The organism is uncultured Microbacterium sp., from assembly GCF_947632095.1.
Lineage (GTDB): Bacteria > Actinomycetota > Actinomycetes > Actinomycetales > Microbacteriaceae > Microbacterium.
This window is the reverse complement of sequence record NZ_CANROA010000043.1, coordinates 1-14,580: the sequence shown is the minus strand read 5'-3', so window position 1 is coordinate 14,580 and position 14,580 is coordinate 1. Positions and strand designations below refer to the sequence as shown.

Here is a 14,580-nt window from a genome sequence, read left to right as displayed (position 1 = left end):
GCCCGAAGGCTAGATTCGCCCTCACGGTCGTGTTCCCTGCGCGACCATGTCCCGCCGCAAAGGAGCGCGTGCCAATGAGCAGCCAGATCGACCACCTCCTCGACGAGACCCGGCAGTTCCCCCCTTCGGATGAATTCGCCGCGGCCGCCGTCGCCCAGCCCGAGCTCTACGAGCGCGCCGCCTCCGACCGTGAGGGCTTCTGGGCCGAGCAGGCCCGGGAGTTGCACTGGCACAAGCCCTTCACCGAGGTCCTCGGCTGGTCGACGCCGCCGTTCGCCACATGGTTCGACGACGGCGAACTGAACGTCGCCTACAACTGCCTCGACCGTCACGTCGAAGCAGGCAACGGGGACCGCGTCGCGCTCCTCTGGGAAGGCGAGCCCGGCGACTCCCGCCGCATCACCTACGCGGAGCTGACCGAAGAGGTCAAGCGCACCGCCAACGTCCTCACCGACCTCGGCGTCGGAGCCGGCGACCGCGTCGCGATCTACCTGCCGATGATCCCCGAGGCGGTCGTCTCCATGCTCGCCGTCGCGCGCCTCGGCGCGATCCACTCCGTCGTCTTCGGCGGCTTCAGCGCCGACAGCCTCCGCTCCCGCATCGACGATGCCGGCGCGAAGCTCGTCATCACCGCCGACGGCGGCTACCGCAAGGGCCGCGTCTCGCCCCTGAAGCCCGCCGTCGACCAGGCCCTCGCCGATCGTGGCGACGGAGAACAGCAGACCGTCGAGAACGTGCTCGTCGTGCGCCGCGGCGAGAACGAGGTCGAGTGGGTCGACGGGCGCGACATCTGGTGGCACGACGTCGTGCCCACGGCATCCTCCGAGCACGAGGCCGAGGCCTTCCCCTCCGAGAACCCGCTCTTCATCCTCTACACCTCCGGCACGACGGGAAACCCCAAGGGCATCCTGCACACGTCCGGCGGTTATCTGACGCAGGCGTCGTACACGCACCGCAACGTCTTCGACCTCAACCCCGAGACCGACGTCTTCTGGTGCACCGCCGACATCGGCTGGATCACCGGCCACAGCTACGTCACCTACGGGCCCCTGGCCAACGGCGCCACCCAGGTGCTCTACGAGGGCACGCCGGAAGCGCCGCACCCCGGCCGCTGGTGGGAGATCATCGAGAAGTACGGCGTGACGATCTTCTACACCGCGCCGACCGCGATCCGCTCGTTCATGAAGACGGGCCGTGCCGTGCCGCAGAAGTTCGACCTGTCATCGATCCGTCTGCTCGGCTCGGTGGGCGAGCCCATCAACCCCGAGGCGTGGATGTGGTACCGCGAGGTCATCGGCGGCGGCGATACGCCGATCGTCGACACCTGGTGGCAGACCGAGACCGGCGCGATCATGGTCTCCCCGCTGCCCGGCGTCACGGCGACGAAGCCCGGTTCGGCGCAGGTTCCGCTGCCCGGCATCTCGATCGACGTGGTCGACGAGTCCGGCGCCGAGGTCGGCAACGGCAACGGCGGGCTCCTCGTCATCACCGAGCCCTGGCCGAGCATGCTGCGCGGCATCTGGGGCGACCCGGAGCGCTACAAGGAGACCTACTGGGACAAGTTCGCCGACGAGGGCTACTACTTCGCTGGCGATGGCGCCCGTCTCGACGAGGACGGCGACCTCTGGCTGCTCGGCCGGGTCGATGACGTCATGAACGTCTCGGGCCATCGCCTGTCGACCGCCGAGATCGAGTCGTCCCTGGTCGCGCACGAGTCCACCGCCGAGGCGGCCGTCGTCGGAGCATCCGATGAGACGACCGGCCAGGCCGTGGTCGCGTTCGTCATCATCAAGGAGAGCTACCTGGCCGCTCATGACGCCGACGGCCTGGCGACCCAGCTGCGCCAGCACGTCGGCGCGCAGATCGGCGCGATCGCCCGCCCCCGCGACGTCTACATCGTGGGCGAGCTTCCGAAGACGCGTTCGGGCAAGATCATGCGCCGCCTGCTGCGCGATGTCGCCGAGGGCCGTGAGGTGGGCGACACGACGACGCTCGCCGACACAGCGGTGATGAGCATCATCTCCTCGCAGGTGAGGTGATCCGCGGGGCGGCACCCGCCCCAGCACGACTGAGCCCCGTCGCATCTGTGCAGATGCGACGGGGCTCAGTCGTGAGACGGGAGGTGAAGGTCTCTCAGGCGAGAGTGAAGGTCACCTCGACCTCGACCGGGCTGTCCAGCGGGAGCACCGAGACGCCGACGGCGGCGCGGGCGTGGGCACCCGCGTCGCCGAAGATCTCGCCGAGCACGTGGCTGGCGCCGTTGATGACCGCGGGCTGGCCCGTGAAGGAGGGGTCGGATGCCACGAAGCCGCCGACGCGGAGAACGCCGCCGATCCTCTCGATGCCGCCGGCAGCCACCGCGGCTGCCGCGAGCGCGTTGAGCGCGCACGTGCGGGCATAGGACTGCGCGTCCTCTGCCGAGACCGCGGCGCCGACCTTGCCGATCGCCGGCAGAGCGCCCCCCGAGAAGGGCAGCTGGCCGGAGGTGTAGACGAGGTCTCCGTGCACGACCGCCGGCACATAGGCGGCGACCGGAGCGGCGACCGCGGGCAGCTCGATGCCCAGCTCGCTCAAGCGCTCAGCGACGCTCATGCTGCTCCTCCGCCGAACTGGCGCGCGGCCTGCTCGGCCGCCGCGAGGCCTGCGCTGTTGGAGCCGTCGCCGACGGCTGGGCGCTTGAAGTAGGCGACCAATCCGCCCTCGGGTCCGGTGACGACCTGCACGAGCTCCCACCCCTGCTTGCCCCAGTTGTTGAGGATTGCAGCCGTGTTGTGGATCAGCAGCGGGGTGGTCAGATATTCCCAGGTGGTCATGCGGCGCACTCCTACAGTCGGCGACGCCGGACGGAGCCGCGCGTCAAAGGTGGTATTCAGGGAATTCCCCTACGATCTAGCGTATGCCTCAGAAGAATCGCACGGTGAAAGGCGTGCTCGGCGGCCTTCTCGGTCTCGTCGGGCTCAGCGTTGTCGCCGGGGTCCTGGTGACAGCGACCGTCACCCCCGCCCTGGCCGTCGCGGGCGCCGCAGGTTCGCAGGCACTGGATCTCTTCGAGAACCTGCCGTCCTACCTCAAGCCCGATGCTCCGATGGAGCCGAGTTCCTTCTACGGGAAGGACAAGAACGGCGAGTGGTTCACCATGGCCACGTTCTACGATCAGAACCGCACCCAGGTCGACTTCGACGAGATCAACCCGGTCGTCTACGACGCGATCCTCTCCAGTGAGGACAAGAACTTCTACGAGCACGGCGGCATCAACATCGGTGCCACCGTCAAGGCCGTGGTCGACAACCTCAAGAAGACGTCCTCGCGCGGCGCCTCGACCATCAGCCAGCAGTACGTCAAGAACGTCCTCGTGCAGCAGTGCGAGCAGGAGGTCCTGCCCGGCGAGGAGAACTACGACGACAAGATCGCCCAGTGCTGGGAGGACGCCACCAACGCCGTCGGCACCGATGGCATCGAGCGCAAGCTGCAGGAGATGCGCTACGCGATCCAGATCGAGAAGGACTACTCGAAGAACGAGATCCTGCTCGGCTATCTGAACATCGCCAGCTTCGGCGGCACGATCTACGGCATCGAGGCCGCGGCGAACTATTACTTCAACACGACCGCCGCGAAGCTCACGGTCGAGCAGGCCGCAACGATCGCCGGAATCGTCCAGAATCCGAACACCTACCGCATCGACCTCTACGGCGGCTCGGCCGGTGAGGGCGTCAACGGCGAGGCGGACGGTTGGGCCCTGACGAAGGACCGCCGCGACTACGTGCTCGACCGCATGTACACGGACGGCAAGATCACCGAGGCCCAGCACACCGCCGCCATCGAGTCTCCGATCACGCCCGACATCAAGCAGCCCACCCAGGGGTGCGCGGCGGCCGGCAACAACGCCTACTTCTGCCAGTACGTCAAGACCGTCGTGCTCGGTGACGCCGCCTATGACGACACCTTCGGCGACACGGCGAACGAGCGCCGGGAGTCGCTGCAGCGCAAGGGCCTGCAGATCTACACGACCCTCGACATGCGCATCCAGGAGCCGGCGATCATCGGCCTGCGCGATCGTGTTCCCGCCAACCTCGACAACCAGCACCTCGGCGCCGCGGGCGTCACGGTGGAGCCCGCCACCGGACGCATCCTCGCGATGGCCCAGAACACGAACTTCCGGGAGACGCACTCCGACGATCAGGCCTATACGTCTCTCGTGTTCGCCTCCGACTATGATCACGGCGGATCGACCGGCTTCCAGGTCGGATCGACGTACAAGCTGTTCACGCTGATCGACTGGCTCGAGAAGGGCAACTCGGTCAACGAGACGATCAACGGCACGAACCGCATCTTCACGAAGATGAAGTGCGGCGACAGCCCGGTGCCGATGAGCTCGAAGATCGGGAACTTCGCCAACAGCGGCGGCTACGTGGGCAGCCCGATGCGCTTCACCCGCGACTCGCTGAACTCGGGCTACCTGGCCATGGCCGAGAAGCTCGACCTCTGCGACATCAACGCCGTCGCCGACCGCATGGGCGTGAACCTCGGAAACATGGGCAAGGTCACCGACGAGAACCATCCGTACGACGTGCTCGGCTCGAAGAACATCTCGCCGCTCGACATGGCCAGCGCCTACGCGACGGTGGCCAACAAGGGGATCTACTGCGAGCCGCGTGCGATCGACAAGGTCGTCGACCAGGCCGGTGCGGAGCGCCCGCTGCCGCAGGCGTCCTGCAGCCAGGTCATCTCCCCCGAGGTCGCCGCAACCGCGGCGTACGCCCTGCAGGGAGTGATGAACGGCGGCACCGGCGCCCAGGCGAACACCGGCGATGGCGTGCCCCTCATCGGCAAGACCGGAACCCACGAGAGCTGGTCGACCATGATGATCGAATCCAGCACAAAGGCGACGACCGCCGTCTGGGTCGGCCGCTGGGAGGGCCAGGCGAACATCACCAACGTCTGGGCCAACAACGGCCTCCTCCAGAACGCCCGCTACGGCATCGCCCGTGACATGCAGCGCGCCGCGAACGAGGCGCTCGGCGGTGGCGACCCGTTCCCCGAGCCCGACAAGAACCTCACCCGCCGTGTTCTCGTGAACCTGCCGAGCGTGATCGGTCAGTCGATCGAGGATGCGACGAAGACGCTCGAGGAAGCCGGATTCTCGGTGACCGTCGGTGACCCTGTCGACAGCGATGCGCCCGAGGGCCAGATCGCCGAGCAGGACCCCGGTGCCGGCCAGGTCTCCAGCGGCACGACCGTGACGATCTCCCCGAGCAACGGCAAGGGTGCGACCGTGCCGGATGTGACGGGCAGCGCCCCGGATGAGGCCGTCGCCGCGCTGCACGCGGCCGGCTTCCTGAACGTCTCACTCCACGGCTCGTGCCGCGGCCCGGGCTCCGAGGTCGAGAACACCTCTCCGTCTGCCGGTTCGGCGGCGAGCAAATCCACGACCGTGACCGTGAAGTGCTGACGACAGCACGGCGACCGATGCATCCGGCCCTCACCGCGCTCAGCGCGGTGGGGGCCGTCGGCGCCGCATGCGCCGTGTGGGGCATCGGCATCGAACGCCATCTCTACACCGTGCGCACCGCGACCTCCGCGGCGCTACCGACCGGTTCCGCTCCCCTGCGCGTGCTGCACGTCTCGGATGCCCATATGGCTCCGTGGCAGCAACGCAAGCAGGACTGGCTCGCCTCGCTGGCGGATCTCGAACCCGATCTCGTCGTGAATACCGGCGACAACCTCGGCCACCGTGACGGCCTCGCCGGCATCCGCCGTGCCTTCGAGCCCTTCGCCGGGGTGCCCGGGGTGTTCGTGCACGGTTCGAACGACCTGTTCGCTCCGGCGCCGCGCAACCCGGTCCGCTATTTCTCCGGCCCCTCGAAGGCCCACCGCACGCCGGAGCGGCTCGACACCGCGGCATTGGACGCCTTCTTCACGCACGAGCTCGGATGGGCATCGCTCAACAACACCGCGGCACGGCTGTCCGTCGGTGGCCGCGACGTCGACCTGTTCGGCGTGAATGACGCGCACCGCGACTGGGATGACCTGTCGGCACTGCCCGAGGCGATCGGTGATCTGGGGCGTCGCGGCTCCACCACTCCCCTGATCGGTGTTACCCACGCGCCCTATCAGCGCGTGCTCAATGCCTTCACGGACCTCGGTGCGGATGCGATCTTCGGCGGCCATACGCACGGCGGCCAGGTCTGCCTGCCGTTCTTCGGCACGCTCGTCGCCAACTGCGACATCCCGCTCAAGCAGGCTAAGGGCCTGAGCGCCTGGACGAGCGGCGGTCGGAGCATCCCGCTGAATGTCAGCGCCGGGTGCGGGCATTCGATCTACGCGCCGGTGCGTTTCGCGTGCCGGCCGGAGGCGACTCTGCTCACCCTGACGGCCCGAGACACGCCGAAGGGAGCAGATCTCGGCTCTCGATTCGGCACTGGAGGAGTTTCGCGATAGACTCAAACGGTTGCAAAACGGGGTGTGGCGCAGCTTGGTAGCGCGCTTCGTTCGGGACGAAGAGGCCGCAGGTTCAAATCCTGTCACCCCGACCAGATGAGAAGAGGACCCGCCGGAAGGCGGGTCCTCTTCTCATTCACCCGGACATCATTGCGAGGAGGGCAGCACCGCATGTCTTTCTCGCTTCCCCCGCAAAGACCGATCACGCGACGCGTCGCCCTGGCGATCAGCATCCCGTTCCTCGTCTTCCTCGCTGTGCTGACCCTCTCACCCCGCCCCGTCGAGGAGAGCGCCCCCGGGTTATTGGATGCCGTTCTGCGCACTCTTCAGGACGGTTGGGGCTGGTCCTGGCTGACCTTCGACTCGCTCGAGGTCATCGCGAACATCGCCGTGTTCATCCCGGTCGGATGCCTCGCCTTCGTTCTCCTGCCGCGCCGCGTCTGGCCGCTCGCCTTCGCCGTCGGCCCCCTGCTGTCGAGCGCCATCGAGCTGGCACAGTCCGCCCGGCTTCCCGAGCGGACCGCGAGCCTGGCGGATGTGCTCGCCAACTCCACCGGTGCGACGCTCGGCGCAGCGCTCGCACTGATCGTCACCGCTCTGGCCGTGCCGGAGCATCCGATGCCCTCCCCTACCCTGGATGCACCATGACCATTCCCCGTCTCGTCGCCTTCGATCTCGATGACACTCTCGCGCCGTCCAAGAGTGCGATCGACCCGCGCATCGCCGCCCAGCTGCGGGCTCTCCTGCGCGTCGCCGATGTCGCGATCATCTCCGGCGGCAATGAGGCGCAGTTCCGCTCTCAGGTCATCGCGCACCTCGGCGACGTCGAGCCGGCGCTGCTCGAGCGCATGCACCTTCTGCCCACGTGCGGCACCCGTTACCTCCGCCACGACGGAACCGACTTCACCCCCGTCTACGCGCACGACCTCTCCGAGAAGGAGAAGACGGCGGCTCTGACCGCCCTGCGCGAAGAGGCCGAGCGCCTGGGACTGTGGGAGCCCGCGCCCTGGGGCGAGATCCTCGAGGATCGCGGCTCGCAGATCACGTTCTCCGCGCTCGGGCAGAAGGCACCGGGCGAGGCGAAGCTCGCCTGGGATCCGTCCGGGAGCAAGCGCATCGCCCTGCGCGATGCGGTGGCCGCCCGCGTCCCCGATCTCGAGGTGCGCGCCGGCGGATCGACCTCCATCGACATCACGCGCGCAGGCATCGACAAGGCCTTCGGGATGACCGCTCTCGTCGAGCACACCGGGGTCCCGCTGAGCGACATGCTGTTCTACGGCGATCGTCTCGACGACGGCGGCAACGACTATCCCGTGCTCGCCCTGGGCGTGCGCTGCATAGCCGTCGAGGGCTGGGAGGACACCGCCGCCCGCCTCGACGAGCTGCTCGCGTCCTTCTGACACGCGTTCCGAGAACGACAGAGCCCGGGTCGCCCCGCTGAGGATCTCAGCAGGGCGACCCGGGCTCGTGGTCTCAGCGGGCGACGGGCACCAGTCGCTGCAGCTGCGTGACGTGACCGGGCTCGAGCTCGGCGAGCGAGGCGACACCCAGCAGACGCATCGTGCGCTCGATCTCGGTGCGCAGGATCGCGATCGTGCGGTCGACGCCCTCACGGCCACCGGCCATGAGTCCGTAGAGGTAGGCGCGGCCGATCATCGTGAAGTCGGCGCCGAGGGCCACGGCGGCGACGATGTCGGCGCCGTTCATGATGCCGGTGTCGATCATGACGGTGAAGTCGTCGCCGACGGCCTTGCGAACGCTCGGCAGCAGGTGGAACGGGATCGGCGCGCGGTCGAGCTGGCGCCCGCCGTGGTTCGACAGGACGATGCCGTCGACACCCGCATCGCGCAGACGGACCGAGTCCTCGACGTTCTGAACGCCCTTGATCACGATCTTGCCGGGCCACAGGTCGCGGATGACCGCGAGGTCCTCATAGCTGATCGTCGGGTCCATGGCCGCGTCGAGCAGCTCGCCGACCGTGCCTCCGGTGGTGCTCAACGAAGCGAACTCGAGCTTGGGCGTGGTGAGGAAGTCGTACCACCACCACGGCCGCGGAATCGCGTTGACGATCGTGCCGAGGGTCAGCTGCGGCGGGATGCTAAAGCCGTTGCGCTTGTCACGCAGACGGGCACCGGCCACCGGAGTGTCGACCGTGAAGTGCAGGGTGTCGAATCCGGCGGCGGCCGCACGACGGGTCAGCTCGTAGGAGATCTCGCGATCGCGCATGACGTAGAGCTGGAACCAGTTGCGCCCTTCGGGGTTGACCTCCTTGACGCCCTCGATCGAGGTGGTGCCGAGGGTGGAGAGGGTGAACGGGATGCCCGCGGCGGCGGCGGCACCGGCGCCGGCGACCTCGCCCTCCGTCTGCATCAGACGCGTGAATCCGGTCGGCGCGATCGCGAACGGCAGAGCGCTGGGGCCGCCGAGGATTTCAACGCTCGTGTCGACATCGGGGGCGGGCTTGAGGATGCCCGGGTGGAACTCGACGTCCTCGAACGCCTGGCGGGCGCGGGTCAGCGAGACCTCGCCCTCTGCGGAGCCGTCGGTGTAGTCGAACGCGGCCTTGGGCGTGCGGCGCTTCGCGATGATGCGGAGGTCATCGATCGTGAGCGCGGCATCGAGACGGCGCTTGCGGCCGTTGAGCTCGGGCTTCTTGAACTTCATCAGGTCGAGGATCTCGACCGGGTTGGGGAACTGACGCTTGACCATGGGATCTCTCATTGCTCGTGTGCGGTGTGCGGAGTCAGACCGGCCGCCGTGTAGTAACCGGTGATGTGTTCGTGGACGAGGCGGCGCGCGGCGCCGGTGCGACCCGCGTCGATCGCATCGATGATCGCGTGATGCTCGGCGCGCAGGCGGTCGGCCATGTGATCCCAGTCGGCGATGCCCGCCGACCCGTCGAGCACGTACGACTCGATCGAGGTGCGCAGCCCCGCCATCATCGATGCGATGACCGAGTTGCCGCCGGCCTCGGCGAGAGCGAGATGCAACTGTGCGTCGAGGGCGAGGAATTCCGACGCGGTGAGGTTCTCGGCATCCATCGCGGTCAGGATGCGACGGGCGTCGCTCGTGTCGGATGCCGGGGATGCGGCCAGGGATGCCGCCACCGCGTCTTCGAGGACGAGACGGGTCTGCACGACATCGGCGAGCGGGAAGCCGCGTGCCGCCACCTGCAGACGCAGGAGCGCGGACATGCCGCCGGAGGGCGTGGCGATCACGATCGCCCCGGCGGAGGGGCCCGAACCGGTACCGGTGCGGATGAGGCCCATGACCTCGAGGACGCGCAGCGCTTCACGCACGCTCGAACGGCCGACGCCGAGGTCGGCCGACAGATCGCGCTCGGAGGGCAGGCGGTCGCCGGGGCCCAGCCGCCCTTCGAGCAGATCGCGCTCGATGTGTTCGAGCACGAGTTGCCATGCGCGTTCCGCCATCGCACCTCCTGTGGTCTGACCACAGCCTAGGGCGTGTGGTCAGACCACGCAAAATCGGCGTGCACGAATACCGCATCCCACTGTCGAACGAGCGTCAACGGGACGGAAGCACCACGCGCGGCGTCAGCCCAGTCGGCCGCCGGATTCCGCGAGGTAGCAGTCGCCGCAGAGCGACTCGTAGGTCACGACATCCGCGGGGGCACCACCCGATGAGCCCTCATCGATCGCGACCTGGTCGCCGTCGAACACAAAGCGACCGCCGACCACACGACCGTTGAACACGGCCTTGCGACCGCACCGGCAGATCGTCTTCAACTCTTCGAGCGAATGCGCGATCGCGAGCAGTCGGGCCGATCCCGGAAAGGCGTGCGTCAAGAAATCATTGCGGATGCCGTAGGCCATGACCGGGATCCGATCGACGACCGCGATCCGGAACAGATCGTCGATCTGCGCCGCGGAGAGGAACTGCGCCTCGTCGACGAGCAGACAGGCGACATCGATCGGTTCGGCCGGCAGGAGCCCCTCGGCATTGCGCCGTTGCATCCGCTCGCGTTCGTCATGGAAGAGCGCACGCGCATCCCCGGATGCCGGGATCAGGAAGTCGACCTCGCGCGTGACACCGAGACGGCTCTCGATCTGCGCGGCGCCCTTGGTGTCGATCTCGGGTTTGGCCAGCAGCACGCGCTGTCCGCGCTCCTCGTAGTTGTACGCCGCCTGGAGCAGCGCCGTCGACTTGCCGGAGTTCATCGCCCCGTAGCGGAAGTAGAGCTTCGCCACGGTGGATGGTCAGCGTGCGATGTTGAGCGCTGCAGCGGTCGCCGTCATCGATGCATCCGCCGCGGCGGCGTCATCGTTGAGCTTCTGCCCGTACGTGGGGATGAGCTCGCGCAGCGTCGGCTCCCAGCCCGCGTACTGCTCGGGGAAGCACTTCTCGAGCAGCCCGAGCATGATCGGCACGGCGGTCGAGGCGCCCGGCGAAGCGCCGAGGAGGCCGGCGATCGACCCATCGGATGCCGAGACGACCTCGGTGCCGAACTGGAGCACGCCGCCCTTCTTCGCGTCCTTCTTCATGACCTGCGCGCGCTGACCCGCCTGGATCAGCTCCCAGTCCTCGTCCTTCGCGGTCGGCATGAACACGCGCAGGCTGTCGACCTTCTTGCGGTGCGTCTTGGTGAGCTCGCCCAGCAGGTAGGTGATGAGGTCGGGGTTCGCGAAGGCGACGCGCAGCATCGGCCAGAGGTTGTGCGTGCGCACCTGCGAGACGATGTCGAGCATGGAGCCGTGCTTGAGGAACTTCGGGCTGAAGGTCGCGAACGGACCGAACAGCAGCGACGCCTCCCCATCGACGACACGGGTATCGAGGTGCGGGACCGACATCGGCGGAGCGCCGACGGAAGCCTGCGAGTACACCTTCGCCTTGTGCTGCGAGACGACCGCGGGATTCGAGGTCTTGAGGAACTGTCCGCCGATCGGGAAGACGCCATAGCCCTTGATCTCGTCGATGCCCGACTTCTGCAGCAGCTTGAGCGCCCAGCCGCCGGCGCCCACGAAGACGAACTTCGCGTTCATCTGGCCGGGAGTGTGGCCGAGGACGTTGCGGAACTTCACGTTCCAGCTGCCGTCCTTCTGCTTCTTGAGCCCGCGCACCTCGTGGTTGGTGCGCAGCTGCACTCCCCCGTGCTTCAGGTGGTCGAAGAGCTGGTGCGTGAGGGCGCCGAAGTCGACGTCGGTTCCCGCCGGCACGCGGGTCGCCGCGAACGGCTCGCCCTTGCGGCGCTTCTGCATGAGCAGCGGCGCCCATTGGTTGATGACGCGGGAATCCTCGCTGTATTCGATGCCCTCGAACAGCGGCTGCGTCTTCAGGACCTCGTAGCGATCCTTGAGGTAGGCGACGTCCTTCTCTCCGCGCACGAACGTCATGTGCGGGGTCGCGTTGATGAACGTGGAGGGCGCGTCGAGCACGCCCTTGTCGACGAGCGACGACCAGAACTGCCGGCTCTGCTGGAACTGCTCGTTGATCGAGACCGCCTTGGCGGGGTCGAGCGGTCCGTTGGGATTCTGCGGCATGTAGTTCAGCTCGCAGAGGGCCGCGTGGCCGGTACCCGCGTTGTTCCATGGGTTCGAGCTCTCCTGCGCCACATCGGAGAGCCGCTCGAAGGCGACGATCTTCCAATCGGGCTGGAGTTCGTGCAGCAGAGTTCCGAGGGTGGCGCTCATGATGCCACCACCGATGAGGACGACGTCGACGGATTCAGTCACCCGACCAGTCTAGTTCCCCCGCACGAGTACCTCGGACCCCTGTGCAACCCGGTTCGCCCGGCGGCGTCGGCGGATGCAGCATCCACGCGCCTCGCTCTGGGAACAGGACACCTGTCGGCGAGAATGACGGATGCCGGTCGAAACCCGCGGGTTTCGACCGGCATCCGCCAATCGGACCGACGACTGTCGGCCGCTGTGTGCGAAGTATCAGGCCGAGAGGCGCTCACCCACGAGCTCAGCGATCTGAACGGCGTTGAGCGCGGCACCCTTGCGGAGGTTGTCATTGCTGACGAAGAGCACCAGCCCCTTGTTCTCGGGCGCCGACCGGTCGGCGCGGATGCGGCCGACGAAACTCGGGTCCTTGCCGGCCGCCTGCAGCGGCGTGGGCACCTCGTCGAGGACGACGCCGGGAGCGGATGCCAGGATCTCGCGCGCACGGTCGGGCGTGATGTCTTCGGCGAACTCGGCGTGGATCGACAGCGAGTGACCGGTGAAGACCGGCACCCGAACGCAGGTTCCCGCTACCCGCAGAGCGGGAAGCTCGAGGATCTTGCGGCTCTCGTTGCGGAGCTTCTGCTCCTCGTCGGTCTCGTTCGAGCCGTCGTCGACGACGGACCCCGCGAGCGGGACGACGTCGAACGCGATCGGAGCGATGTACTTCTCGGGCTCGGGGAAGTCCACAGCCGAGCCGTCGTGCACGAGACGCAGGGTGTCGCCCTGCGCGAGGACGCCCTCGACCTGACCGAGCAGCTCCTCCGCACCGGCGAGACCGGAGCCGGAGACGGCCTGGTAGGTCGAGACGATGAGGCGCTCGAGACCGGCGGCCTCGGCGAGCGGCTTCAGCACCGGCATGATCGCCATCGTCGTGCAGTTCGGGTTCGCGATGATGCCCCGAGGCCGCTCATCGATCGCGTGCGGGTTCACCTCGCTCACCACAAGCGGAACCTGGTCATCGCCGCGCCAGGCACTGGAGTTGTCGATCACGACGGCACCGGCGGCCGCGAACCGGTCGGCGTAGGCGCGGCTCGCCGTCGCGCCGGCCGAGAACATCGCGATCTCGATGCCCGAAGGATCAGCGGTCTCCACGTCTTCGACGATCACGTCGACACCGTTGTAAACGATGGTCTTGCCGGCGGAACGCGCCGAAGAGAACAGACGCAGCTCCCGAATCGGGAAGGAGCGTTCCGCGAGAATCTCGCGCATCACGGTGCCCACCTGGCCGGTGGCGCCCACGATGGCGACGGAGTGTCCTTGGTCGGAGATGCGAGTCATGAAATTTCCTTGGCTTCGAACGGTACTGCGAACGAGAGCGCTCGGCGCGGCGTCGGGATGCGGATACCGCGCCTGGCGCCGATGTCAGGGTTGTCGCGAGTCTACCGCGCGCTCAGCGGCCGGTGCCCGCGTGGACGACGGCCTCTTCGACGGAATCCAGCCCATAGGCGGTGTGCACGATGCGCGCGGCGTCATCGAGGTCGGTGTCGCGCAGCACCACCGAGATGCGGATCTCGGAGGTCGAGATCATCTCGATGTTGATGCCCGCGGTCGACAGCGCCTCGAACAGCGTCGCCGAAACGCCCGAATGCACACGCATGCCCGCACCCACGACGGAGAGCTTGCCGATCTGGTCGTCGTGGATCAGGCTGTCGAACCCGACCTCGCTCTGCTCGGCCGCCAGTGCCTTGAGCGCCGTCGCCGCATCGCCCTTGGGCAGCGTGAACGAGATGTCGGCCTTGCCGGAGGACGCCACCGACACGTTCTGCACGATCATGTCGACGTTCGCACCGGACTTCGCGACGATCTTGAAGATCTCCGCCGCCTTGCCGGGAACATCGGGAACGCCCACGACCGTGATCTTGGCCTGACCCTTGTCGGTTGCGACACCGGCGACGATCGGTTCTTCCATGACTTCTCCCTCAACTTCGCGCGGGTTCTTCATACCCTCGCCCAGAACATACGTGCCCTCGGCCGACGAGAACGTCGAACGGGCGTGGATGAGCACACCATGACGGCGTGCGAACTCGACGGCGCGGATGTACAGAACCTTCGCACCATTCGCGGCGAGTTCGAGCATCTCCTCGCTGGAGACGTGATCCAGCTTGCCTGCGCGCGGGATCACCCGCGGGTCGGCGGTGTAGATGCCGTCGACATCGCTGTAGATCTCGCAGACATCGGCGTTGAGCGCGGCGGCCAGCGCAACGGCCGTCGTATCGGAGCCACCACGGCCGAGTGTCGTGATGTCGCGCGTATCGCGGTTGAAGCCCTGGAAGCCGGCGACGATCACGATCGCGCCTTCATCCAGCGCCTCGCGCAGACGCACCGGGGTGACGTCGACGATGCGCGCCGACCCGTGGTGGTCGTCGGTGATCATGCCGGCCTGGCTGCCCGTGAACGAGCGGGCGTCGAAGCCCATCGAGTGGATCGCCATCGCCAGCAGCGCCATCGAGATGCGCTC

13 protein-coding genes and 1 tRNA gene are annotated in these 14,580 nt (G+C 67.5%); 6 read left to right on the top strand and 8 right to left on the bottom strand.

Annotation, left to right across the window (positions count from 1 at the left end; genetic code table 11):
• Positions 1 to 74: 74 nt before the first annotated feature.
• Positions 75 to 2,039, top strand: a complete 1,965-nt coding sequence (gene acs / locus Q0Z66_RS10120; RefSeq protein WP_298040732.1) for an acetate--CoA ligase — start codon at positions 75 to 77, stop codon at positions 2,037 to 2,039.
• Positions 2,040 to 2,133: 94 nt separating this feature from the next.
• Here the strand turns inward: acs and Q0Z66_RS10115 are convergent, their stop codons facing one another.
• Positions 2,134 to 2,592, bottom strand: coding sequence for a RidA family protein (locus Q0Z66_RS10115; RefSeq protein ID WP_298040731.1), 459 nt, complete (start codon positions 2,590 to 2,592; stop codon positions 2,134 to 2,136).
• Positions 2,589 to 2,813, bottom strand: coding sequence for a hypothetical protein (locus Q0Z66_RS10110; protein ID WP_298040730.1), 225 nt, complete (start codon positions 2,811 to 2,813; stop codon positions 2,589 to 2,591). Before Q0Z66_RS10110 ends, Q0Z66_RS10115 begins: the two co-directional genes overlap by 4 nt.
• Before the next feature lie 83 nt (positions 2,814 to 2,896).
• Between Q0Z66_RS10110 and Q0Z66_RS10105 the strand changes: the two genes are divergently transcribed.
• The 5 genes from Q0Z66_RS10105 to Q0Z66_RS10085 all read left to right on the top strand — a co-directional run bounded on the left by Q0Z66_RS10105 (position 2,897) and on the right by Q0Z66_RS10085 (position 7,838).
• Entirely contained in the window at positions 2,897 to 5,449 is a 2,553-nt protein-coding gene (locus tag Q0Z66_RS10105) for a transglycosylase domain-containing protein (RefSeq protein WP_298040729.1), read from the top strand.
• A gap of 17 nt (positions 5,450 to 5,466) precedes the next feature.
• Positions 5,467 to 6,438 (top strand): metallophosphoesterase, encoded by a 972-nt coding sequence (locus tag Q0Z66_RS10100; RefSeq protein WP_298040728.1) that lies wholly within the window; start codon positions 5,467 to 5,469, stop codon positions 6,436 to 6,438.
• Positions 6,439 to 6,456: 18 nt separating this feature from the next.
• Positions 6,457 to 6,533 (top strand) — tRNA-Pro (locus Q0Z66_RS10095).
• Between the two features lie 76 nt (positions 6,534 to 6,609).
• Positions 6,610 to 7,086, top strand: coding sequence for a VanZ family protein (locus tag Q0Z66_RS10090; protein ID WP_298040727.1), 477 nt, complete (start codon positions 6,610 to 6,612; stop codon positions 7,084 to 7,086).
• On the top strand, positions 7,083 to 7,838 hold the full coding sequence (locus Q0Z66_RS10085; RefSeq protein WP_298040726.1) for an HAD-IIB family hydrolase: 756 nt from the start codon (positions 7,083 to 7,085) through the stop codon (positions 7,836 to 7,838). Before Q0Z66_RS10090 ends, Q0Z66_RS10085 begins: the two co-directional genes overlap by 4 nt.
• A gap of 73 nt (positions 7,839 to 7,911) precedes the next feature.
• Here Q0Z66_RS10085 and Q0Z66_RS10080 read toward each other — a convergent pair whose 3' ends face one another.
• The 6 genes from Q0Z66_RS10080 to Q0Z66_RS10055 form a co-directional block, all read right to left on the bottom strand.
• Positions 7,912 to 9,147 carry an alpha-hydroxy acid oxidase gene (locus Q0Z66_RS10080; protein WP_298040725.1) on the bottom strand — a complete coding sequence of 412 codons (1,236 nt, stop codon included), beginning with the start codon at positions 9,145 to 9,147 and terminating at the stop codon, positions 7,912 to 7,914.
• 8 nt (positions 9,148 to 9,155) lie between these two features.
• Positions 9,156 to 9,869 (bottom strand): FCD domain-containing protein, encoded by a 714-nt coding sequence (locus Q0Z66_RS10075; protein ID WP_298040724.1) that lies wholly within the window; start codon positions 9,867 to 9,869, stop codon positions 9,156 to 9,158.
• Positions 9,870 to 9,992: 123 nt separating this feature from the next.
• Positions 9,993 to 10,646 carry a thymidine kinase gene (locus Q0Z66_RS10070; protein WP_298040721.1) on the bottom strand — a complete coding sequence of 218 codons (654 nt, stop codon included), beginning with the start codon at positions 10,644 to 10,646 and terminating at the stop codon, positions 9,993 to 9,995.
• A 9-nt stretch (positions 10,647 to 10,655) separates the two neighbouring features.
• Positions 10,656 to 12,128 carry a malate:quinone oxidoreductase gene (locus Q0Z66_RS10065; RefSeq protein WP_298040719.1) on the bottom strand — a complete coding sequence of 491 codons (1,473 nt, stop codon included), beginning with the start codon at positions 12,126 to 12,128 and terminating at the stop codon, positions 10,656 to 10,658.
• Positions 12,129 to 12,335: 207 nt separating this feature from the next.
• The gene (locus Q0Z66_RS10060; RefSeq protein ID WP_298040716.1) at positions 12,336 to 13,400 is read right to left on the bottom strand and encodes an aspartate-semialdehyde dehydrogenase; all 1,065 of its coding nucleotides are present in this window, start codon (positions 13,398 to 13,400) and stop codon (positions 12,336 to 12,338) included.
• Between the two features lie 112 nt (positions 13,401 to 13,512).
• Positions 13,513 to 14,580: aspartate kinase (locus tag Q0Z66_RS10055; protein ID WP_298040714.1), on the bottom strand; the 1,068-nt coding region annotated here is incomplete at its 5' end.